The 22,885-nt window shown below is 46.4% G+C and carries 19 protein-coding genes; 14 read left to right on the plus strand and 5 right to left on the minus strand.

The genetic code is table 11. The features are described 5' to 3' along the window. The first annotated feature begins 57 nt into the window (after nt 1-57). The 4 genes from BM210_RS08055 to BM210_RS08070 all read left to right on the plus strand — a co-directional run bounded on the left by BM210_RS08055 (nt 58) and on the right by BM210_RS08070 (nt 5,444). A complete protein-coding gene (locus tag BM210_RS08055) occupies nt 58-2,382 on the plus strand; it encodes a helix-turn-helix domain-containing protein (protein ID WP_091166898.1) in 2,325 nt (774 codons plus the stop codon). Nucleotides 2,383-2,708: 326 nt separating this feature from the next. Next, entirely contained in the window at nt 2,709-3,704 is a 996-nt protein-coding gene (locus BM210_RS08060; RefSeq protein WP_091166900.1) for a dihydroxyacetone kinase subunit DhaK, read from the plus strand. Nucleotides 3,705-3,768: 64 nt separating this feature from the next. After that, complete coding sequence (dhaL, locus tag BM210_RS08065; RefSeq protein WP_091166902.1) at nt 3,769-4,437, plus strand: dihydroxyacetone kinase subunit DhaL; 669 nt, start codon at nt 3,769-3,771, stop codon at nt 4,435-4,437. 38 nt (nt 4,438-4,475) lie between these two features. Further along, entirely contained in the window at nt 4,476-5,444 is a 969-nt protein-coding gene (locus tag BM210_RS08070; protein ID WP_091166904.1) for an aldo/keto reductase, read from the plus strand. Between the two features lie 131 nt (nt 5,445-5,575). Here the strand turns inward: BM210_RS08070 and BM210_RS08075 are convergent, their stop codons facing one another. After that, complete coding sequence (locus BM210_RS08075; protein ID WP_091166906.1) at nt 5,576-5,926, minus strand: hypothetical protein; 351 nt, start codon at nt 5,924-5,926, stop codon at nt 5,576-5,578. Nucleotides 5,927-5,989: 63 nt separating this feature from the next. Then, entirely contained in the window at nt 5,990-6,859 is an 870-nt protein-coding gene (locus BM210_RS08080) for an AraC family transcriptional regulator (protein ID WP_091166908.1), read from the minus strand. A 77-nt stretch (nt 6,860-6,936) separates the two neighbouring features. Between BM210_RS08080 and BM210_RS08085 the strand changes: the two genes are divergently transcribed. The 3 genes from BM210_RS08085 to BM210_RS08095 all read left to right on the plus strand — a co-directional run bounded on the left by BM210_RS08085 (nt 6,937) and on the right by BM210_RS08095 (nt 10,747). Then, on the plus strand, nt 6,937-7,854 hold the full coding sequence (locus tag BM210_RS08085) for a nucleoside hydrolase (protein ID WP_091166910.1): 918 nt from the start codon (nt 6,937-6,939) through the stop codon (nt 7,852-7,854). A gap of 229 nt (nt 7,855-8,083) precedes the next feature. Next, on the plus strand, nt 8,084-9,796 hold the full coding sequence (locus tag BM210_RS08090) for an ATP-binding protein (RefSeq protein WP_218184904.1): 1,713 nt from the start codon (nt 8,084-8,086) through the stop codon (nt 9,794-9,796). Nucleotides 9,797-9,820: 24 nt separating this feature from the next. Next, nucleotides 9,821-10,747, plus strand: coding sequence for a hypothetical protein (locus tag BM210_RS08095; RefSeq protein WP_091166915.1), 927 nt, complete (start codon nt 9,821-9,823; stop codon nt 10,745-10,747). 25 nt (nt 10,748-10,772) lie between these two features. Here BM210_RS08095 and BM210_RS08100 read toward each other — a convergent pair whose 3' ends face one another. After that, nucleotides 10,773-11,483 (minus strand): hypothetical protein, encoded by a 711-nt coding sequence (locus BM210_RS08100; RefSeq protein WP_091166918.1) that lies wholly within the window; start codon nt 11,481-11,483, stop codon nt 10,773-10,775. A 319-nt stretch (nt 11,484-11,802) separates the two neighbouring features. Here BM210_RS08100 and BM210_RS08105 point away from each other — a divergent pair, with 319 nt between their 5' ends. Further along, on the plus strand, nt 11,803-12,846 hold the full coding sequence (locus BM210_RS08105; protein WP_091166960.1) for an AI-2E family transporter: 1,044 nt from the start codon (nt 11,803-11,805) through the stop codon (nt 12,844-12,846). A 212-nt stretch (nt 12,847-13,058) separates the two neighbouring features. Here the strand turns inward: BM210_RS08105 and BM210_RS08110 are convergent, their stop codons facing one another. Both BM210_RS08110 and BM210_RS08115 read right to left on the minus strand, forming a co-directional pair. Continuing rightward, nucleotides 13,059-13,670: a TVP38/TMEM64 family protein gene (locus BM210_RS08110; RefSeq protein ID WP_091166961.1), complete on the minus strand. Its 612-nt coding sequence runs from the start codon at nt 13,668-13,670 to the stop codon at nt 13,059-13,061. A 35-nt stretch (nt 13,671-13,705) separates the two neighbouring features. Further along, a complete protein-coding gene (locus tag BM210_RS08115) occupies nt 13,706-13,942 on the minus strand; it encodes a DUF6953 family protein (RefSeq protein ID WP_091166962.1) in 237 nt (78 codons plus the stop codon). Nucleotides 13,943-14,025: 83 nt separating this feature from the next. Here BM210_RS08115 and BM210_RS08120 point away from each other — a divergent pair, with 83 nt between their 5' ends. The 6 genes from BM210_RS08120 (at nt 14,026) to BM210_RS08145 (ending at nt 22,885) form a co-directional block, all read left to right on the plus strand. Next, on the plus strand, nt 14,026-15,366 hold the full coding sequence (locus BM210_RS08120) for a hypothetical protein (RefSeq protein ID WP_091166964.1): 1,341 nt from the start codon (nt 14,026-14,028) through the stop codon (nt 15,364-15,366). A 63-nt stretch (nt 15,367-15,429) separates the two neighbouring features. Next, complete coding sequence (locus BM210_RS08125) at nt 15,430-15,759, plus strand: hypothetical protein (protein ID WP_091166966.1); 330 nt, start codon at nt 15,430-15,432, stop codon at nt 15,757-15,759. Nucleotides 15,760-15,908: 149 nt separating this feature from the next. Further along, entirely contained in the window at nt 15,909-17,363 is a 1,455-nt protein-coding gene (locus BM210_RS08130) for an SWIM zinc finger family protein (RefSeq protein WP_091166968.1), read from the plus strand. A 64-nt stretch (nt 17,364-17,427) separates the two neighbouring features. Beyond that, on the plus strand, nt 17,428-19,326 hold the full coding sequence (locus BM210_RS08135; protein ID WP_091166969.1) for a HEAT repeat domain-containing protein: 1,899 nt from the start codon (nt 17,428-17,430) through the stop codon (nt 19,324-19,326). Next, a complete protein-coding gene (locus BM210_RS08140; protein WP_091167647.1) occupies nt 19,302-20,393 on the plus strand; it encodes an ATP-binding protein in 1,092 nt (363 codons plus the stop codon). The genes BM210_RS08135 and BM210_RS08140 overlap by 25 nt, the downstream gene beginning before the upstream one ends. Nucleotides 20,394-20,416: 23 nt before the next feature. Beyond that, nucleotides 20,417-22,885, plus strand: a complete 2,469-nt coding sequence (locus BM210_RS08145) for a DUF5682 family protein (protein WP_091167649.1) — start codon at nt 20,417-20,419, stop codon at nt 22,883-22,885.

Below are 22,885 nucleotides of genomic sequence, written 5' to 3' on the forward strand. Positions count from 1 at the left end.
TAGTTTGTTATACTTGTGGAAATCGGATAGTTATTCACCGGTTAAGGGAGCACATCAATGAGGAGATTTCTGGGTTTCGTACAAAAAACTTTTTTCTCACTATTACCGCGAACCAATTATTTAAAGAGGTTAATTTGGTTCGGCTGTCTAACCGTCTCCATTCCGATCATTTTAGCTGGAAGCGCTTACTATCATTTTTCTATTGTTAAGCTGACTGAACAATTTAAAGAAGACAATAAAGCGACGGTAACACTGATTAAAGACCGTATGGAAAATCTGTTGACGAATATTGAACATGACTCATTGAAAATGTCGGTTAATCCTTTTGTGAAAGATAATATAGGAAAACCGGGGTTTCTAAGCGATTGGTATCAGCAGATGATGATTGTGGATTTGCTGCAGCTGCACCAAAATTCCAATAATGTTATCGCTGATATTGTTTTTTATGAAGCGCTATCCGGAGTTGTAATTACCCAGAATTATGGTTTCGTTACGTTTGATAAATACAAGAACCGCAAGGATTTGGAAAGCGCACTGGCGTTGAATGTCCCGGCAGCTTGGGTTACTCTGCCTGATTCAGCTGCGAACGGTTATATTACGTATTTCAGGCGGCTGCCTATCCTGCCTTCGGTACAGCCTCAAGGTGCATTGCTTGTTCATGTTAAGCAAGAATTGCTTAGGCACAACCTGATGAATTATTCAACCTATTCGAAAAATCAATCATTTATCGTACTCGATTCCAACAATAAAATTATTTTAAAATCCTCCGATGATCGATTGTGGAGTCATCAGGATGGGGAAACAACAGGCTTGGACGTGATACTGAATGACGAGACGAGTTCAGGTCAATATGTGATCAAAGCCCAGGATGGTGATTCCTATATTGCCGTGTTTCAGAAAACTTTGCTGGGAAGAACATACATTTCCTTGCTTCCGGAGAGCGAATTGCTGCGGCAGGTCAGCTGGATTCGCTGGTTGATCGTGTTTTCGGTAGTCGTGTTCTTGATTGTGGGTCTGCTGCTGACGTTTTTCGCTTCCAGAAGGATTTACAATCCGATCGAGAATTTAATCAAATACGGGGCGAACCTGCAGGGCGGGCGTTCGATCAAGCAGCAGGGCAATGAAATTGAGTTTTTGAAATCGTGTCTTGGACATTTGAACGAACAAGCGTTGGCGCTTGAAACGTACATGCAAAAAACACAGCCTAACCTTAGAGATCAACTGTTAAAAAAGTTTCTCAAAGGCTTCACGGGAAACGGAGACATGCTGCTGCGAGATTGTGCTGATTTTCAAATCCCGACAAAGGGCTCGTTTGTTGTTATGATCACAATTGTTGAAAATTTATTCAAGGAAAAGCGTTTTTTGCCCAATGAAGGTGCAATTGTTTTGTTTGCAGTCATGAATGTCATTAAGGAGCTGCTGAGCAAATCCCAGGTGAATGGCTATGTCGTAGAAAATAATGAACGGGAGAGCATTACGATTCTTCACTTTGATGAAAGCGTACCGAGAGAGCGGATTATGCAGATGACTCGGACTTTTGCCGAGGAGATCAAGGAAGCCTTAAACCAATATTTATCTTTCTCGGTATCCAATGGAGTCGGCGGTATTTATTTGGACATTACCCGAATATCAGATTGCTATCATGAGGCTCAAGCGGCTCTGCAAAACCGGATTTTCAGTGACTCACAAGCCATTTTATTTTTTGACGAGCTGGAGCCTTCGGAGAAACAATCGTTATTTTTCTATCCTCGTGAGCAAGAGAAAGTCATCGTAGATGCGTTATCGAGAGGCGAACTTGTATATGCGGAGAAAGGCTTGAATGAGTTTGCCAAAACCTTGCGCGACTCCGGTTCCTATAATACGATCTATCAGTGCTATCATGTGCTGCTTTCTTCGATTATTCAATCATTGGAGGAGCAGGGGCCGGGCGTGATCGATTCGTTGGAAGGCAACTGGTTTGATCAGTTGAAGGCAAGGCAAACTGCACGTGAAATTTATGAATGGTACATTGAGATTATTTTCCCTTTGTATCAGCAGCTTACCGAAGAATTTCGCAAAAAAAGTGTCAGAATTGCCATCCAAAAAGTTTGCAAGCATATCCGCGAAAATCCCGGCGCCAATCACTCCCTGATCGAAAGTGCAGAGATGATCGGTATGAGTCCCTCCTATTTGAGCCGTATGTTCAAGAAGGAGGTTGGCGTTGCGTTTATTGAATATTTGACCGAATATAAGGTTGAGAAGGCGAAGCAATCGCTGCAGGATACCGACCTGAGTGTAATGGAGATCGCGGAGGTTGTAGGTTATTCGGAGCGTAATTTGAACCGGGCCTTTCAGCGTTACGTGGGCATGTCGCCGAAGCAGTACCGAATGTCGAATCGTTAATTTAAAGTCGTTCAGGATGAACGGCTTTTTTGTTATATCCTTTCCCTGGAAATTTGGTCATTTTAGGTGTGGCTGCGACATTGTGGACCTGTTCAAGACTGGACAAAAAATGTCCTATGATGATGAGATCGTTAAAAAGCATAGCTGCGGCCCTTTACGCCAAGCTAATTGCAGCTTGCCTCAATTGACAAATATTGTTCAATCCCGATTCATATGAATTGTCAGTTTAATGCTGTATGGAAGTGACCCTATAATGAAAAGACAAAAGTGGAGAGCTGATAAATTGGCTTTTCTGCAAGAAATCAATGGGAGGCTAACATTCAACCATGAAGAAGCTAATCAATGCACCTAACTCGGTTGTTGATGAAATGATGGAGGGCTATGCCGCTGCCTATCCTCAGTATGTGAGAATCCTGCCGCATAACAAGCGGTCGATCGTTAGCGTCAATACGGCTCGTCCCGGGAAAGTGGGGATCGTTATTGGTGGAGGCTCAGGTCATGAGCCTGCTTCGTTGGGACTGATCGGCAAAGGAATGGCAGATGGTGTTGCGGTTGGGAACGTATTTGCTTCCCCACCACCCGCTCCTATTTTGGAGGTAACCAAGGAGATAAACGGAGGCGCAGGTGTCGTTTATTTATATGGAAATTATGCAGGTGACTGTATGAACTTTGACATGGCGGTCGAATTGGCAGGCTATGAGGATATCCGTGTGGAGACGGTTCGGGTAACGGATGATGCAGCTTCAGCCGTAGAACCAGAACAGCGTCGTGGAATCGCTGGCTGTTTTTTGGTTTATAAAGCAGCAGGTGCAGCAGCTAATAAAGGCTTGCCACTAGACGAGGTTGTAAGACTTGCGGCGCTTGCGAATGCGAATGTACGAACCATGGGTGTCGGCCTATCTCCCTGTTATTTGCCGCAAACCGGAGAGCCAAGCTTTACATTAGGCGATGATGAAATGGAAATTGGTTTGGGAATCCATGGTGAGCCCGGAGTTATGCGGGGCCCGCTTCTATCAGCCGATGAAGTTGCTCAAATTTTGTTTGACCGCATTATAGAGGATATGCCTATACATACCGGTGACCGTGCTGCTGTGCTTGTCAATGGACTTGGCTCTACTCCGCAAATGCAGTTATTCATTATATATAGAAGTATTGCCAAGCTGCTCAAGGAAAAAGGCGTTCAGGTTCACCGTACCTATGTGGGCGAGTATGTGACGTCTTTGGAAATGGGAGGCTGCTCCGTATCCATTATGAAGCTGGATGACGAGCTCGCTGAACTAATCGACGAGCCAGCCGACTGCGCCATGTTTGTTCAGGCATAAACGTGCTAATAAGCAAAATGCTAGTAGTCCAGTGAAAGACACAAAACTCTCAGGAGGGAAATTCATGGACATATCGATTCACGAATTCAAAAACATGCTGCTGACCATTCAAGCTAGAATCGAAGAAGAAAAAGATTATTTGTCCGAGATGGACCGGGCTCTAGGCGATGGCGACCATGGTGTGACAATGTCACTCGGTTGGCAGGCGATAGCTGATACGGTGCAGGCTTTTGAAGTGGAAGATTGCGGCTTATTGAGCAGGGAAGTAGCCATGAGCTTTCTTAATGCTGTGGGTTCCTCTGTGGGTCCGTTGTATGCTACGGCTTTTATACGGGGGGCAGCTGTGCTGCAAGGCAAATCGGTTATTAGCCAAGCCGATATGATCGGCTTTTGGACAGCAATGGTACAAGGCATTCAAGAGCGTGGGAAAGCCGAGCGCGGGAATAAAACGATGCTGGATACGTGGATACCTGCTATTGAAAGCTTACAGCAAGCGTATCGAGAGGACAAGGATCTGGCAGCTTGCTTCCATGAAGCTGTTCAGGCTGGCAAGTCAGGGATGGAATCGACGAAAAATATGCTGTCCAAAACAGGACGGTCCAACAAATTGGGTGATCGCGCTTTGGGGCATCAGGATCCGGGAGCAACCTCTGCATATGTGATTCTATCTACTTTTTATGAACAAATCAAAGAGCTGCAGCGCATGAATGTGCAAAAATCGCTATTTAAATAAAAGTTGTCCAACAAATACAGATCCATGGAGGAAAAATAATGAATTATCGTACGCTGGGTAAAACAGGAATACAGGTATCCAATATTTGCTTTGGAGCGATGTCATTTGGCGGTATCGCCGATGAAGAGACATCACTGGCTATGTTTAATAGCTGCCGTGAGGTTGGCATCAATTTTTTCGACTGTGCCGATGTGTATGCAGGTGGTCGTTCGGAGGAAATTTTGGGGAAATGTATCGCCGACTGCCGGGATGAAGTTGTCATTACTTCGAAGTTTTGTTTGCCTATGGGAAGCGGAATCAACTCGAGAGGCATGTCCCGCAGGCATATGATGCTTTCGGTTGAGAAGAGCTTGAAGCGTCTACATACAGACCGTTTGGATGTATATTTTGTACATCATTTCGATCCTACTACAGATATGGAAGAAACGCTGCGAGGCTTGGATGATTTGCAAAAGCAAGGTAAAATTTTGTATCCGGCGGTCAGTAATTGGGCGGCTTGGCAAATTGCCAAAGCATTGGGTATTTCGAATCACAGAGCTTTGGCACGCTTTGAGTGTATCCAGCCCATGTACAATCTGGTGAAGCGTCAAGCCGAAGTGGAGATATTGCCTTTAGCTGAGTCGGAGAAGATAGGGGTTATCTCTTACAGCCCACTCGCAGCTGGCTTATTATCCGGAAAGTATAACCAAAGCGTTAAGCCACAGGAGGGCCGATTTATCGACCATAAAGGTACACAGGATCGTTACGCTGATCAGATGAACCATGAGGTGGCGAATCGTTTTATTAAATTTGCAGGAGAGCTCGGCACACATCCCGCAACGCTTGCTATTGCCTGGGTTATGGGCAATCCGGCAGTTACCGCTCCGATCATTGGCGCACGCAACATGGAGCAGCTGCAGCCTTTATTGGGTGCGCTCGATATTGATATGACTCCAGAATTGCGCAAGCAAATAACGGCGTTGTCCGTAACACCTCCTCCCGCAACAGATCGCGCAGAAGAAGTGTAATCAACAAACGATCTGCCGCATGGCCAAAAAAAGAATCTCCTACCCCACTAATAGAAGTGGATCAGGAGATTCTTTTTTCTTAATTTGGAACAAACCCAATCGTGTTTATGAGGCTCGGTGCTCCTGCAGAGTCATAAAAGAGCAGCCATCAAGCCAAAGCAAGCAACGGAAACACCTGTATATAGCCAGACCCACCTTCGACTATATGCTTTGTTTGTCCAAAGCCGAATTAAATACCATATTGTGAATACAGCCGACAGGATTGTAATCAGGCTAAGCGTATTCGTAAACCATGGCGTCATTGTGAATGGTACCATCGTGCCAGACAGCTCCTGATGCTGCGCATGGCTGTGTCCGCTGTTCAAGCTTGCACTGCCAGCCATAAGTAACGGCAGCAGCACATGAATGCTGTGCAGCACAATCGGCAGCAGCAATCCGCCTAACGGAAGTAACGAATATTTGCCAATAACTTTATCGGACAACGGTTTGAACCCTCCCCTCACTCCATTTCTGCAGCCTTTCTTCATATGTATGGAATGAGGAGATCAATTAGACCCGTTAGGTTGCTCTTGAGAGAAGCTGATCCCGGTAAGCGTGGAGGCAGGTTGAACATGCGCAAAGTGATTACGAAACTGTTTGGGGCTTCGTCCGGTTTCCCGCTTGAACATGCTGCAAAACTGGGCATCGTTAAAAAAGCCTGCCTCAAAAGCGATCTCTGTGACACTATGGTTACCATGGATCAGCATATGACGAGCGTATGCCAGCCTTTTGCGGAATATATATTGCAGCGGAGCAATGCCATATTTTTCTTTGAAAAGATGGCGAAATCTGTCGTAGCTGTATCCAGACATGGCCGCCAAGGCTTCGACTTGTATCTTTTGCCGGTAATGTTCATCCATATAATTACGTGTATAAACCAAGTGATCCTTCTGCTGTAAAGGCTGGCTTTGTTTCCACAGACGTCTAAGATAAATCATGAGCTCTCCGGTCAGGAGATTGAGCATCTCATCGTAATCCTGCTTTTGTTGAGTAAATTCGCTTTTTAAGCGCAGCAGCAGGTCCAGCATACTATGCTGTGTATCATCAGGGTAGATGGCATTTTTTTCGATGGAAATCGCAGCATTTGCTGTAAACCCGATGAATAATACCTCAGTCGTATCCTGATGCCATTCGTCATGAATCATTCCGGGTGTAATAAATGAATAAGAGTGGGAAACATACGCCGAGGTGTTAGTGCCTATGCAGGTTCGACCGCTTCCTTGTATATAATAAACCAGCTCACAGCAGTAATGCTGATGGTGCTGAACATAGCTATCCTGTGGGTGAGTAAGATGGGAAAGAAATTCAAAACGGTACAAGGTGATCACCTCACTTTCATCAAATAGCCGAATCGTATAAAAACTTGACCGAAACATGATAAGGCTTTCAATGGGTTTTTGTTACTATAATAGCACCGGGATTTACATATCGTAAATAGTGAGGAGAATGATATATGGCACTGACCACAGAGCAATTAATAAAAAGACTGGAGGTTCCCACGAGCCGGGTACGCGCGGTTCTGGACACGGATACCTACAATGAGATCGATGATCAATTTGCCGTTGTTTACAGCTTGTTGTCCAGCGAAAAGCTGCAGATGGAGGCGTTCTACGCAGCACCATTTCATAATGAATTATCGGATGGACCGAAGGACGGCATGGAAAAAAGCTTCGATGAGCTGCGGCGAATATTAGAGATTATGGGTGTGCAGGAATCGATTCCATCTTATCGTGGATCGGATGCTTATATGCCTGATCCGACAACGCCAGTGGAGAGCGAGGGAGCGCGTGATCTGGTAAAGAGGGCAATGGCTTCGTCGGCGGATGATCCACTGTATGTAGTTTCGATTGGAGCGATAACGAACATAGCCTCGGCCATATTAATGGAGCCTGCAATTATTCATAAGATCGTAGTGGTTTGGCTGGGCGGTCATGCGCTGCATTGGAAAGATACCAAGGAATTCAATCTGAAGCAGGATCTGCATGCTTCTCGTCTTGTGTTGGACAGTGGGGTACCGCTGGTGTTAATCCCCTGCAAGGGTGTGGCTTCGCACCTCAGCACGAGCCTGTCGGAAATTCGGGACTACGTCAAAGAAAGCGGGCCCATTGGCGAATATTTGTATGAAACCTATAAAAATTGCAAAGCGGACCACTATGCTTACTCACGTGTCATCTGGGATATATCGGCAATTGCCTATCTTGTACAGTCGGACTGGCTGCCCAGCACACTGGTGCACAGCCCACTGATCTCAGAAGATTTTCGCTGGAGCTCTGATTCCAATCGGCACTTTATTCGATACGTGCATGATGTTAAGCGAGACGATATTTTCAGGGATCTATTTACTAAAATGAAGCTTGCTGCCGATAAATAAACGGATTCATTTGAAAAGCTGCAATCGGTGAAGGTGAACCGGCTGCTGCTTTTTTTGTTTTGCTTATAGCTAAAGCCGGTGGAAACTACAACCTTATATTCCGTAAAATGGATACTTCCTACATAGAGCTATATTCAACAAGGATGATACGTTATATAATAATGGCATCATCATTGCGCTGAAGGATGGGGTTTACATCATAAAAGATTTGATTATCAATGCAGGCATTATGATCTCCTATTTCTTTTTGGTCAGTATCATCGTCAAAGAGCCCTTCAGGCCTGATTTAAGCAGGAGTGAGCAAATCAAGGCGGCTCTTAGTGCCAGTTTGCTGGGTATCCTGATGATGTATTTCTCCTTTGAAGTTACGAATAACATTCGACTCGATTTGCGAAACATACCGATTATCATTATTGCGGCATTTAGCGGCCCGATTCCGGCGCTACTGGCAGGTGGATTAATTGCGGCAGCGCGTTATTTATTTTTTGGCTTCAATGAGTCATCATTGATTGCGGCGCTGTCCATCGTCATCCTTACCTTGGGTGCCGCTGCTGCGACATGGGCTGGTCGGATATGGCGGGTATGGTCGCTGGCTACCGTCTGGAGCCTTATCTGTACAGTGGGATTATTGGTTGTGGGGTTATGGGGAACCGATAAATTTTGGAGCATCGCCATCTCTTATTCACTGATAAGCATCTTCGGTGGAGCTGGCGTCACCTATCTGGTCATGCTGCTGCAGAATTCTGCCGTTTTGGCTAGACAGAACCAGAAATATTTACAGCAATCACTGCTGCAGAATGAGGAATTAGAAGCGCAGAACGAGGAAATCGCGGCCCAACAGGAAGAATTGGAAACGATGTTACATAAAATCGAATCGCAGTATGGGATGATCGAGCGGATATTGCAAGCCAGCTCAGACGGAGTGATTTTATGTGATGCATCAGGGCATATCCGTTATTCCAACGAGCAAATGAAGCGCCTCGGGCTTGGGTGTGCGAATTGGGATAATATTATGGATTGGCTGCATTCATGGCAGCGGCTTGTACAACCATCGGATTTGAAGCTTCGAGAGCATGCGGAAGAGGTGCTGGCCGGACGGGAAAACTCTTACAGGGTACGCTTCTCAATGCCGCTTGAAAAAGTCAGGTATTATATTGAAATGCGTGTCGAGCCCATATCTACGGATCAAGCACAAGGTGAATTTCTACTCTTATTCCGTGATCGGACTGAGGAGGAAAAGGCTGACGAAATTAAAAATGAATTTATCTCCGTTGTCTCTCACGAGCTGCGAACTCCGCTATCTTCAGTGCAAGGTTTTCTGGAAATTTTGCTGCATCGCGATCTAAGTGAAGAGAAGCAGAAACGGTATTTACAAACGGTTTATGACGAATCTTTGCGTTTAAGCCATCTGATCAATGATTTTCTGGATATTCAACGTCTGGAAGCGGGAAGAGAGGAGTACCATTTTGAGTTGATGGAGCTTTGTTCCTTTACCGAGCAAATGATTGAAGAATGGAAGCAGAGCAAGCAGAAGCATCGATTGTTTTTGCAGGTGGCGGATGAGGAGCTGTCTGTGCTTGCAGATCGGGATAAGCTGAAACAGGTATATTTGAATTTGCTTAGCAACGCCGTTAAATATTCACCGGAAGCAGAACGGATCGATGTACGGATATTCCGCTGCGGGTCGGATGTTCAGGTCGAGTTTGTTGATTACGGACTAGGTATTCCTGATGATGCAAAATCAAGTGTTTTTCAGCAATTTTACCGTGTGGATAATTCGGATCGACGCAAGATTGGCGGCTCAGGGTTGGGTTTGACCATTGTCAAAAAAATTGTGGAAGCTCATGGAGGCGCTGTCTCCTTTGAATCGGTATTTGGAGAAGGGACGACGTTCAGTGTGAAGCTGCCAATCAGCAATCGCATCGCAGCTGAACAAGCATGAATAGATGAAAGTGGGGGTGTATAGATGAGTAGCAATAAAGCCCTGCAGCGAATTTTGCAGCAATCAGGAAATGAGGATTTATTAGAGGTATGGAGCAAGGAAGCTTCTCTGTCTGATATTAATACGTTTTTGCTTGAGCTATTCAGAAACAAGACGAACACTGCATCCCCAAGCGATTTACTGAATAAATATGCAGCAAATACCTTCGTTCAGCCTGCCGCGGTGAATCCTATTGCACTCAAGCAATTGGAACTTACTTTACTGCAAATCGCGGAAGCGTCCTTATTTCCCCCTATCCAGCTGTCGCCGGTCGCACCCTTGGGCTCATGCTCGGTAGTGGCAACAGCCGATCAGAACAAAATCATATCAGCGCTCAGAGGGACAGAGGTTGTGGCCGATGCGACCAATTTGCTTGCACTGCATATGTGCACACTGCTTAAGACCCGCAAGGCATACAATGAGGAAGAGCCGTTGCAATTCAGTACCACTCACCGGCATGTGAGGGCACAGGCTTTTAACAGACCCGGTGCCTTGACGCATTTCAGTTTGTTTTGCATGGTAACCTCAGGTCGGGACAAAGGCTCTTATTCTTTTGAAAAAAAAGCACTGCTGGCACATCTTAACGTGTATCGGCAAATTTTCAAAGCTGTATTTCATGTCGATATACAAGTCCAATTCAATCAACGTGTCGGATATACGGATAGTGACGGTCTTATTCAAAGATTAAGCGAGTATATTCGTGAGATGATGCCGGAAATCGTCGTTACCGAGAACACGAATAAGACCGATAATCTGTATTATAAGGGTCTGCAGTTCACAATTATTGTCAACCTACATGGGCAGGAAGTACGAATAGGTGATGGCGGTTTTGTCGATTGGTCGCAGCAATTATTGGGAAATCATAAAGAAAGAATGATGATTAGTGCAATAGGCCTGGATCGAATGCTGTGATCGGCAGTCTATAGCATTTTTGGTTCTATGTTGAATATAGCCAGTTGGTTACAGCTTGCACTGTAATTTCCAGATTGGTGCTGCCCTGCTTGTTCAAGTAGGAGCTGCCTGCACGAAAATAATCCGGATGTCCGCCAACAAGCGGCAAGCGGAGCTGTGCCAAGTTTGCAGCCGGTACCGATTGACGCCAAATAGGCAAACCGCCTGAGCTTCGCTGCCAGACCCTCTGGTTTCCAAGCCAGGTCACCGGATCAGATGAACGTCCATTGTCACGGATAGCCTCAGCATACATCCATGAGTTATGCAGCCATGAGGGAATAGGACATTTGGGTGAGCCGATTTGCACAACGCGAATCGGCTTTTCCGCGTGATCTGCAGCATTTGCCGCAAGGATGCTGGCAGCCTGAACGGCAGCAACTCCGCCTCCGCTGTGACCGATCAAGAGCGGCCAGCCCTTATCTCCGCAAGCTTTAATCATATCGGCTGCTCGGTTTCCGCCAATAGAGCGCAAGGGACGAGAGCGTGCAGTCCATAGATCGTGGCGCAGTTCATGCAGCTGCCGGAGCAGTCTGCGACTCCAATCTCCATAAGGATAGAGCAGCTCGGAGACGGACACGGTATAGCCTGCTTGCGTTAAATTTGTAATCATAGCCAGCCGAAAGTCTTCCATGAAGAGCGGAGCTGTCGCCACTCCGGCCAGCAGAAACAGATTCACATGAGTACCCGGCAAGCCCATCCGCTAAACCTCCACTTAACTTTTATAATCCTATCATTATAGCAGAATCTTATCGGCGACCCAATTCGACCTTACTCGATAAATAAATACAGGAAAATACAAAAAAATAGCAACGGATATTGGGTTCAAACGTATAGATTAGACACAGGGTTGCATCATTAATATAAGCACCCCAGATAATAAAAAACTAAAAATTTATATGAGATTGCGCCGCAAATCCCTATGTAGCACATTGAGTTAGCGTCGTAAACATGGTAGACTTTTATAGTAATAAAGTCACGGTTATCTCATGAAAAGTTTGAGGAGTGTGTTTTCGTTAATGGAGTTTCTAAAAAAACTTTTTGCAAATGTAACCGTAAAAAGATTCTCGATTCTTGTCTTAATTTCGTTACTCTTAATCAGTCTGGGGGGCATGCTGAATCTCGTCTTGCTAACATTTTTATTGGCTTATATCATCAACAGTCTCCAGGTCTATATCTCAAGGAAAATAAATCGATACGTTCGAATCAATGATAAAATCGTTGTGATCACTATCTATATAGTGCTGATTATTTTGCTGGTCTCAGGCATATCCAATGTGCTGCCTAAAATCATCTCACAGTATAAAGCGATTTCAGACGGATTGATTCATCGCTATAACACTCCTGCTAATGATTGGCTTTCCGAGTATGTGATGAATACGATCATAGGTCTTGACTTTCAATCCTATACAAGACAAGGTCTTGGTTATGTATTTAAAGTGGGAGATTGGGGTAAAACGTTCTTTTTGTCTGTATTGCTGAGCTTGTTCTTCCTGTTAGAAAAAACTCGGATTAAAAATTTTACTGGGAAGTTTAAGACGAGTAAAATCGGATGGTTCTATGACGAAATGGAGTATTTTAGCCAGAAATTCATCGTTTCCTTCGGTAAGGTAATAGAAGCGCAGATCCTAATTGCGATTTTTAATACGATTTTCACTACAATTGGGCTGTGGATTCTTGGATTTCATTACTTGGTTGCCTTATCAATTGTCGTTTTTCTGCTAAGTTTGATTCCTGTTGCGGGTGTTATCATTTCGTTAATCCCGCTCAGTATTATTGGCCTTCAGCTTGGCGGAATCATGATGGTTGTCTATCTCATTGTGATGATTATGGTTATTCATGCCTTTGAAAGCTATTTCCTGAATCCAAGATTAATGTCATCCAAGACGAAGCTTCCCATGTTTTACACGTTTGTGATCCTTATATTCTCGGAGCATTTCTTCGGTATTTGGGGTTTAATTATTGGTGTTCCGGTGTTTGTCTTCCTATTGGATATTCTGGATGTGAACTATAGAGAAGAGATCGCGGATAAACAAAAATCAAAGTACGAATCTATAAAATAAATCAGTTGTCAGGGACGTAGCGCGACGGTATGTTATCGTCGACGGCGTCCCTTATTTCATCAACCCCAATATAGAGTCGCAGTTGGATGATGATTTCAAGGACCGGCTGAAGGCGATGTGTTCAAAGCAAAGGGTGAGGCCGAAGGACAGACGGAGATTTATTCGCAAGAGGCTGACGCAATTAGAGTGACCTGGGCAGCAACCGCCGATGGTCACTTTTTTTGCTTCCATTTATGGTAAATCAGGAATGTTATCAGCAGGAACAATACGTACACAGATATTGACAGAAGCAGACTGTGCGTATCCGAGGTTAAGCTGCTCCCAATAAAAGCAAACAAAAGCATCGCAGGCATTTTTCCGATGGCAGAAGCTGCAGCAAAAGGAAGCAGCCGGATGGAGAGAACGGCCGGATAAATATTGACGACCGCTTGTGGAATAAAAGGCATTAACCGAGCGAATAAAATCGTCATGAACGGGTTGCGTTCTATCCTTTCATGCAGCTTCTCCAGACGATTAAATTTGGACAAAAAAGCTCTGGCCTGATTTTGAAAGAACGTTCGTGCCAGTAAAAAGATGAACACTGAAGCAACCGAAGCAGCAGTCCAACTGATCAACGCTCCTGCCCATGGACCATACACAAAACCAAGCAGTCCGATGATGACTTTATATGGAACGACGGGGATGAAAATAAAACCCATAGCTATGAGAAACACAACATATAGAGGAGCATCCCCATTTTGCATCCAAAACAGAATTTCATCCTGATACAGGAAAAAGATCACAAGCATGGCCGCATAGGTAAGACCGGTATACCATTTTTTCATGAGCTCTCCTTATGAACAACACGGAAGCATTTAATCTAAGTCCAACCCCAAAAGAAACCGTCCCGATCCCAGGCTACACGGCCCTTGTGCAGTTTTTTGAAAATCTTTTTGACTTCCTTCGATATGGACGGGTTGCCATTGTCATTCACATAAATAAATGATTCGCCAAAGTTGTCAGTAATATAAGTAACGGCTTGTGCTTGATATAAAATTCCGGCAAATCTTACTTCCTTCAACATCCATTCAGCTACTTCTTCTGCTGTAATTTCCATATGAATCGCTCCCTAGCTGTAATATGATTATTTATTAATATACCATATAATAGACAGAAGTTTGAAAAAAGGAGAAATTGTACGTGCGAAGCTATTTGATATTGGGAATGTGTGGGTTATTTCTTATTCAATATTTTGCCCGCCTGCAGTGGCTGGAGCCTATTATTGTTGTGATGACGCTGATCGCTTTTGCGGGAAGTGCCACGAAGGCTAACCCTACAGCGCGTTGGTATGGCATTGTTATGCTCGTTGTAGGTGTTACATTGGAATGGGGAAAGGGAACCGGATTTCAAGGGATCAGTGATGGCATCTCGATGAATCTTCCTTTATTGACTTTGGTCATACTGGTACCGCTGTTGTCCTTGCCTTTAAAGTTGGGTGGATATTTTAGCGCAATTCATCTGTTCTTGCAGGGTTTACGGCATCATCCGCGCAGTTTGTTTTCAGGCATCACGAGTGTTTTGTTTATTTTAGGCCCGATTTTGAACCTGGGGTCGGTTCGTATCGTGGATGAGCTGCTGAAGGATCTGAAGCTTCCTCCGGCATTGTTAGCCAAAAGCTATCTGGTCGGATTCTCGACGACGATGCTGTGGTCACCTTATTATGCAGCGGTGGGACTGGTGCTGTACTATTTGCAAATTCCGGTCACTGGCTATATGGCCTATGGGATTGGACTAGCTTTGCTGTTTCTTCTTACAGGAAACATTTTATTTGCAATTTCACTCAGTCGGCATCCTCTAAATATGGACTCTACCGAAACTGTTATCACAGAGGATACTGTGAAGGGGCATCGTCAAAAGCTGGTACAGTTAGGCATCATTATCGTGGCTTTGATGACGACTACGTTTTTATTGGAATCATTGACGCATTGGTCGATGCTGGTGATTGTGAGCCTGATTGCCATTGCTTTTCCGTTAGGGTGGGGGTTAGTGACAAAGGGCTGGAGTCGGCTAATGCCGCATTGGGTCGATTTCAGGGATCAATCCGTACCGCTTATGAATAATGAGATTGTACTGTATACAAGTGCAGGTCTTTTGGGAAGAGCCATGCAGGGTACCGACTTCGGCAGTGGCATTGGATGGGCCCTCACTACGCTTGCGAATCAATCGTTTATGCTTTTTGCTGTTTGTGTGGTCGTAACGATTGTCGCCGTCACTTTTATAGGCATCCATCCGATGGTCATTGTTACAGCGTTAGTGACACAGATGGACGCCGAGCAACTGGGTACCACGAATCCGATTTTGGCAATGCTGCTGATGCTGGCTTGGTCGATTTCATCCGTGTTAAGTCCTGTGAATCCGCTGAATTTGATGGTCAGCCGTTTAACGGGCCTTTCCGGGCTTCAGGTCGGACTTCGTTATAATGGCTGGCATCTGCTGCTCGTAGCTATGCTTGGTGTTGGGATCATAACCATCATTCATTGACGCGTTAATTTCCGTGAGCATGATGGTCAGCAAACCGATAAGTCAAAGGGATCTCAGATAAGAATGGATTTGCTTGCCGATATTACTTATACTACAGGTATGATTCAGAACGATAAACAATGGAGTGGTGAAATGAGCAAGGGAAGAGTATGGAATAAAGGAAAACGCAACGGGGGAGGCGGGCCGCCGGAAGGAAAAAGCAGCAAGGCTATTGCGGCAGCTAACAAAAGCAGTATTGCCCCACTACAAGAAGAGTCAACTGAACAAGCAGTTGTAAAAGAAGTAACCCGGGTCGATCAGATTAAACCGATGAATCGCGCCAATTGGGTATCAAGGCCAGCGAGAATTACGCCGGAGAAGCAGGGCGCTAAGAATACGGATACGCAGCTATAACGCCGCTCCATAACAAACGAACTTCCTAATCAGGGGGTTCGTTTTTTTAATGTACGGGTAAAAATAAAGGAAACTTAAGGAAAATGTAGAAATGATTCTGTACTTTATCAAAAAACTAACGTCATATTCTGTACATGAAAGGAACGACGATGATCTCAATAACAGAAGCTTATGTGGATTCATTGGCGATTAACGCCAGCGCTATGAAAAATGGCCGCGATTTGGCCAAGAAGAAAAGCTTTCCAATGCTGGGTAAGTCAGCTGACGAATCGCTCATATTTGGCGAATGCAAGGGCAGCGGCAAGGAACCGTATCGCTGTTCAGTAGACTTTGTGAAGCCGGAGGAACCGGTTTTTCGCTGCTCCTGCCCGAGTCGGCAGTTTCCCTGCAAGCATATACTTGGACTCATGTACGCTTATGCACTGGGTAGTTCTTTTGTGACTGCTGATATTCCAGCTGATATTGTGGGAAAAAGAGAGAAGGCGGAGAAGCGCGAAGAGAAGCGGGAGGAGAAGAAAAACGAACCTCAAGGTGAAGTCTCCCCCAAGAAGAAAAAGACAAATCAAGCGGCCTTGCTCAAAAAAATAGCTGCACAGCTTGAAGGTATTTCACTTTTGGAAAAGCTGATTCATCAGCTGACGCAGGCAGGACTCGGCAGTCTGGATAAAAAAACGTTAAAAACATTAGAGGATCAATCGAAGCAATTGGGCAATTATTACATACCGGGACTGCAGATTGCTTTTCGTGGTCTACTGCTTGAGATCGGTTCTGCGAATGACTTGAAGGATAAAGAATCCATATATTCGGCAATCGTCGAGAACCTGGGAACTTTACATACGTTAGTTAAGAAAAGCCGCGATTATTTATCCGCACGACTGGATAATCCCGATTCCCCTATCGATATCGAAACGACGCTGGAGGAGCGGATTGGTCATGCCTGGCAGCTTGCTGAGCTTAAGGAGCATGGGCGTGTGCGGTCTGGCGCGGAGCTGGTTCAATTGGCATTTCTGTCCTACACGGATCATGCGCGCGGCGAATTTGTCGATGAGGGGTATTGGGTTGACCTGAACTCCGGACGGATCGATATAACGCGCTCCTACCGCCCATTTCGAGCAGCCAAGCATATGCGTGAGGAAGACTCAGTTTATCAGGTGGTCATGCCACAGGAGCTGTTCATGTATCCGGGTGAGATTAATGCTAGGGTACGCTATGAGGAGGCCGCGCTCCGTGATGCTGTTACGGGTGACTATGTCAAAATTCGCGATGCAGCCCATAGGATATTTCCGGATGCAATCAAACAGGTGAAAAATCAGATCAAAAACCCGTTATCGGAGAAGCATCCGGCTTTACTGCTGTCTTATGCTGAAATTAGGCGGATGGATAATGAATTTGTGATAATGGACGAACAAGGGAAAGCGATAATACTGTCGGATGTTGCCTTTCCAGATCGTGCCACCACGCCGTTAATTCCTTTGTTGAATAAAGAGGTTGTACATCATCAAGCGATGCTCGTTATATTTGGACACGATATGGAAACCAACCGACTGCGGGTCCAGCCGATAAGCATTGTGACATCTAATGAAATTATTCAATTGCTGTATTGAAACATCAGATTGAGGCATCAGATTCGGATCATAAGGATGACTGAGAAGGTTAGGAGAAAATGTGATGAGTATAGCTATTTTATCTGATTTACAGCAAGAGATCCGGCGTCTTTTTATTGCGGGCAGCGGGCTGTCGGAAGGCGATCTTCGTTTGAAAAAAATATTGCCGCAGCTGCAAAAGCTTGGCGAAGCCGCGCCTATTTTCAATAGAGTGGCTCAATCACTCGCGCAGGTTGTGGAGCCGCAAAAAGGTGAGCAGGCGGCTGTAAGGCTGCTTGACCTTAGTATACTGGTGAATTCGATTTTATACACTCAAGGAACAACGGAGCCTGTAGGAAGCGGTACAGATAGCGTGGAGATTGAAGGGACGAACATTGCATTATCAACGACAATTTCCCACCGGAAGCTTCATCCGGCTGTCGAGGCATTGACGTCTAAGGGACAGGGGAGAATGGAACAGCTTCGTCTGTCTTACGAGGAAGAATGCCTACAGGACTTCCGGATCATTCCCCTTGCTGTAGCTGCGCTTGATGATGGCTATGCGGAAGTTGCCGAATTCGTCTATGAGAAGGTTATTCCAGCTTATGGGAACGATGCGCTTCCAACGCTTCGACAGCAATATAATCCGCAGGGTGGCAAATCCGATGGGCGGAGGCTCAGGCTGCTGCACCGTTTGCTTGATGCTTCCGGTATGGACCTCTATCTTCAGGCTGCACAGGAGGGTTCTGTAGACGTCCGCTCGGCTGCAATCGAGTTATTAGGCCATTATCCCGAACAGGAAAGCCTTATTCTGGAGCAAGCTGATGATAAGAAAAAGGAGATTCGCAGCGCGGCATTTGCCGGTTTGGCGAAACTCGGAACGACCAAGGCGGTAGATCGTCTGTATCAGGCGTTAACCTCGACCAAGGATCGGGAGCTTGCCCTGGAGCCTGTTTCACATTGCCGCGCTGCTTCGCTTACAAGCAAGATTATTGCCAATGCTGAGGACAATTTGCAGAGAATCGTCAGCGGTCCGAATACAGCCGGAGCCAAGGATGCCACTGAAAATAAAGTAAGAGATGAAGCGATCAAGCAGCTGCTTGCCGATGTGCAGGCATTGGATGAAAAGCAGCCGGAGGAAGTTCTGGTATTTCTGGAAAAACTGCTCTCGACGTCCGCTTTTATGATTCCAGAAACAGAAGCGATTCAGCAGCAGGCTGCCAATCAGCTATTGTGGATGCATACACCGGAAGCCTATGAATTTGCTATCAGTTTACAGCATGAGCATAGCGGTAGATTTATTGCCCACAGCTTCCGTGCAGCCTATAAAGCATTATCACCTGAAGAGGTGTATAAGCGGTTTGCACCAGAGCTGGCAAATCCCAAAAAAACGACTGCCAAAGAGCTGCTGGGTGCGATACATAGGGTCACGCCTTCATTGTCCAAACAATTATCGGCATTGAATTGGGATACTGAGGGCTTCTCTGCTGGCTCTTCCTCTGAAGGCGAGTCTGCGTCTAAGCTGGACCCAAGATGGATTTATGTATTCGCCGAAATTGACGAGGAAGAGTTGGTATGGTGTCTGGCAGATCGTCCAGATCCGAAAATTGCCGCTTATATGGTAGGAAAGCTTCAATTGAAACCAAGCTTCAGAACTCACCGCACTTCATCGCTCCTGCTGTCGTTATTCCGAATTGGCTATAAGGAGGCACCCGAGCTGTTAATGGGCATTTTGGAGCAGGAAACAGTCAAAAATTTGTATTATTTAGACACCGGGCAGCGTGCGCTGCTGAATTTACTGCCGCGTTCCTATGCTGACAGATTACACCAATTTGCTGAGACGCTTACGTATGAAAATATAAAAAATCAGATCGTTGAAATCGCTGAGACTGTCGCGATAAAGCCGGAAGAGTCCGCAGCGAATGAATCGAATATCGAAAAGGGGAAGGGATTATGGGGATGGATCAAAAACAAGATGTCTTAAGGCAGCCAGCCGAGCGATTATACGAACGAGAGCTAGAGGCTTTGAAGCAAGCGGATAAGGATGTCTTACCATCAGGGTGGAAGCTTTCTCCCAAATCTGTCCTGACGTTCATTACTGGAGGTACAGCAGGCGGAGTGGACATAACGCCCAAATATATCGGGAACCGTCGTCTGGTAGAGATGGCGATTGCCACGCTGCTGACCGACCGGGCATTGATGCTGATTGGCGAGCCGGGAACAGCCAAGTCTTGGCTTTCCGAGAATTTGACCGCTGCGATCCATGGGGATTCCTCCAAAGTCATTCAGGGAACGGCGGGCACAAGCGAGGAGCATATCCGCTATTCTTGGAACTATGCGATGCTGCTGGCGCAAGGACCATCGGATCAGGCGCTGATCAAAAGCCCAATTTTCCGAGCTATGGAGAGTGGTGGCATTACAAGATTTGAAGAAATTTCACGCTGCGCTTCAGAAGTTCAGGATGCATTAATATCGATTTTATCAGAAAAAACGATGTCGATTCCCGAGCTGGACAGGGAACTGTCGGCGGCACGTGGATTTTCGGTGATTGCAACGGCGAACACTAGGGATCGTGGTGTTAACGAAATGTCGGCAGCTTTGAAACGGCGTTTTAATATTATTGTGCTTCCTGCGCCATCGGATATTGAAACCGAGGTAGGCATTGTCCGTAAACGAGTCGGCGAAATCTCCGCCAACTATGAGCTGAACGCTTCCCCTCCGGACGATGAGGCAGTGCGTAAGGTCGTAACGATTTTCCGTGAATTAAGAAGTGGGATGACAATAGACAGCAAGAACAAGATCAAGCCGCCAAGCGGTGTTATTTCTACTGCAGAAGCGATCTCCTTACTAACAGGAAGTATGGCGCTGGCAGCAAGCTTCGGTAACGGTACGATTACGGATGAAGATGTAGCGGCAGGACTTCAGGGTGCGATTGTTAAGGATGAAGAAAAAGATAGTTTAGTCTGGAAGGAATATTTGGAAAATGTGATGAAGAAGCGGGGATCATCATGGAGAAGTCTATACAACGCTTGCTCGGAGATGAACAATTGAATAGGAACGCGGCTCACAACGGCATGCCTGCAGAAGAACAGGGCAATGGCTTTCACGTATTCGGGATTCGACATTTATCCCCTGCAGGTGCCCATCATTTGCTGTCTTTTCTCGACAAGATCAAGCCGACCGCGATTCTGGTCGAAGGGCCGAGCGATGCGAGCGGCATGATTCAGCAGCTAACCTCCCGTGGTGTTGTGCCGCCGATTGCCATTCTCGCTTATACGGAGCAGCTTCCGGTACGGACGCTGCTCTACCCGCTCGCTGAATATTCACCGGAATATCAGGCTTTCGTATGGGCATGCCGTCATGGTGTGCATACCGAATTCATGGATCTGCCGTCGAACACAGCGCTGGCGCTTTATGAGCAGCGGCGGAACCAACGCAATGCCGCGTCTGCCGTCCAGGATGAGCAGGGTGATGGACGACAAGTATTGTCCAAAGGCAAGCAACCGCAAGATGAACGACAAGACGAGCAACTGCAGGATGAACAGCCGAGCGATGACGCTCAGCCTAATGTACAGCATGCCGCAGGTGGATCTCAGGAAAACGCGCTGCAGGCTTATCTTCGTCAGCAGCATGAACGATATGAGCGCATAGCAGAGCTTGCGGGTGAGCCGAATTATGATGCTTACTGGGAGCGTCACTTTGAACACAATACACAAAAGGATGCTTATCAGCGTTCCATCTACGAGTTTTCTTTCCAGATGCGAGCCTTGTCCGAGCAGGGTGAACGGGAGCATGACGCCGCGGAGACTGCCTATAATGAAATTCGTGAGGCGTATATGAGGCGACGTATCCGTGATCTGCTGGAGGCAGGACATTCATCGGAACGGGTTGTTGTCGTTACAGGTGCTCACCATGCCTCGGCTCTTGATCTACGGCTACCGGTTATGAGCGATAAGCAGTTGGCGAGCTTGCCAAAAGCTCCAACCAAACTAACACTGATGCCGTATTCGTTCTATAAGCTGTCCACGCATTCGGGTTACGGGGCTGGGAATCAGGCTCCTGCTTACTTCACCTTATTTTGGCAATGTTTGCAAAAGGGCGACTTGAGTCAGCTGCCCTCCTTATACTTTTCCCATGTAGCCGCTTATCTTCGCGAGCAGGGTACCTATCGCTCGACAGCAGCGATTATTGAAGCGGTACGGTTGGCTGAAGCACTAGCTTCTTTACAGGGTGGCAGTCAGCCGACCTGGAAAGATTTACGCGATGCGGCAGTCGTTTGTCTGGGATATGGGGAGCTGTCACCGATCGCGGAGGCATTAGCCAGAACTGATGTGGGCACAGCGATTGGCAGCTTGCCGGATGGCGTCAGTCAAACGCCGATTCAGGATGATATGAACCGTGAGCTGAAACGGTTGAAGCTGGAGAAATACAAATCGACAGTCGCGAGTACGCTTCAGTTAGACTTAAGAGAAAACCGCCGGGTTAAGACGGAGGATGCAGCTTTTATCGATTTAACAAGATCTGTTCTTCTCCATCGGCTGGAGCTGCTTGGCATCAACTTTGCCCGCAAGCAGCGGGTTCATCAGGATGCGGCTTCTTGGGCTGAGCATTGGGTGCTGCAATGGACGCCAGAAGCGGAGATTCAAACCGTGGAATCCACTTTAAAAGGGGAGACCATAGAGCTGGCGGCTGCCTTTGTGCTGAATGAAAGATTGGAGTCTTGCGTGGATATTGCTGAAGCCTCTCGCCTCATTCGGATTTCATGCGACTGCGGTTTGCCGAAGCTGATGGAGCAAGCAAGAGCTGCCCTGCAGCAGCTTGCTGTAGAGGCAGGAAACTTAAACGAGATTGCCACAGCGGCTTACGAGCTATCTGTATTGATCCAATATGGTTCACTGCGCAGGCTTGAGACCAACTCCTTAATACCTTTGCTGCAGCAGTTGTTTTTGCGAGGCGCGCTGCAGGTGGTGGATGCCGCAAACTGTAATGATGATGCAGCCAAAAGCATCGTAGCCGCAATTCAGACGCTGCATGGAATCGCTCGGGAGCATTATGAAATCGTCGATGACAGGATATGGCTGAACAAGCTGCATGAGCTATCCTCACGGGATGACCGGAATGCCAAGTGCTCGGGATTTGCCTTCGCCATCCTGCTCGAGCGTAATGAAATCTCCGATGAGCAAAGCGCTCAGGAAGTATCAAGGCGTCTTTCACCCGGTATCCCTGCGGATCTCGGAGCGGGTTGGTTTGAAGGATTATCGATGCGCAACCGCTATGCACTGCTCTCCCGATTATCGTTATGGAAGCAGCTGGACGCTTATATGGAATCACTGGAGGAGGAGCAGTTTCACCGTTCGCTCGTTTTTTTGCGCCGAGCCTTTGGGTCGTTTGAGCCGAGGGAAAAAGCAGCGATTGCCGAGATGATGGGTGATATCTGGGGAGTTGATGCAGGTCAGACAGGTGAAATGCTGCAGCGTCCGCTCAGTGAGGAAGAAAAGGGGAAACTCGATGAGCTTAATGACTTTGATTTCGGGGATTTGTAA

Source organism: Paenibacillus sp. 1_12 (assembly GCF_900114475.1).
Lineage (GTDB): Bacteria > Bacillota > Bacilli > Paenibacillales > NBRC-103111 > Paenibacillus_S.

Coding starts and splice junctions, on each gene's coding strand:
- BM210_RS08095 (WP_091166915.1), top strand. CDS start 9,821: ATGAGTAGCAATAAAGCCCTGCAGCGAATTTTGCAGCAATCAGGAAAT.
- BM210_RS08105 (WP_091166960.1), top strand. CDS start 11,803: ATGGAGTTTCTAAAAAAACTTTTTGCAAATGTAACCGTAAAAAGATTC.
- BM210_RS08055 (WP_091166898.1), top strand. CDS start 58: ATGAGGAGATTTCTGGGTTTCGTACAAAAAACTTTTTTCTCACTATTA.
- BM210_RS08100 (WP_091166918.1), bottom strand. CDS start 11,483: ATGGGCTTGCCGGGTACTCATGTGAATCTGTTTCTGCTGGCCGGAGTG.
- BM210_RS08085 (WP_091166910.1), top strand. CDS start 6,937: ATGGCACTGACCACAGAGCAATTAATAAAAAGACTGGAGGTTCCCACG.
- BM210_RS08135 (WP_091166969.1), top strand. CDS start 17,428: ATGAGTATAGCTATTTTATCTGATTTACAGCAAGAGATCCGGCGTCTT.
- BM210_RS08125 (WP_091166966.1), top strand. CDS start 15,430: ATGGATTTGCTTGCCGATATTACTTATACTACAGGTATGATTCAGAAC.
- BM210_RS08145 (WP_091167649.1), top strand. CDS start 20,417: ATGCCTGCAGAAGAACAGGGCAATGGCTTTCACGTATTCGGGATTCGA.
- BM210_RS08080 (WP_091166908.1), bottom strand. CDS start 6,859: ATGTTTCGGTCAAGTTTTTATACGATTCGGCTATTTGATGAAAGTGAG.
- dhaL (WP_091166902.1), top strand. CDS start 3,769: ATGGACATATCGATTCACGAATTCAAAAACATGCTGCTGACCATTCAA.
- BM210_RS08070 (WP_091166904.1), top strand. CDS start 4,476: ATGAATTATCGTACGCTGGGTAAAACAGGAATACAGGTATCCAATATT.
- BM210_RS08090 (WP_218184904.1), top strand. CDS start 8,084: ATGATCTCCTATTTCTTTTTGGTCAGTATCATCGTCAAAGAGCCCTTC.
- BM210_RS08130 (WP_091166968.1), top strand. CDS start 15,909: ATGATCTCAATAACAGAAGCTTATGTGGATTCATTGGCGATTAACGCC.
- BM210_RS08115 (WP_091166962.1), bottom strand. CDS start 13,942: ATGGAAATTACAGCAGAAGAAGTAGCTGAATGGATGTTGAAGGAAGTA.
- BM210_RS08110 (WP_091166961.1), bottom strand. CDS start 13,670: ATGAAAAAATGGTATACCGGTCTTACCTATGCGGCCATGCTTGTGATC.
- BM210_RS08060 (WP_091166900.1), top strand. CDS start 2,709: ATGAAGAAGCTAATCAATGCACCTAACTCGGTTGTTGATGAAATGATG.
- BM210_RS08140 (WP_091167647.1), top strand. CDS start 19,302: ATGGATCAAAAACAAGATGTCTTAAGGCAGCCAGCCGAGCGATTATAC.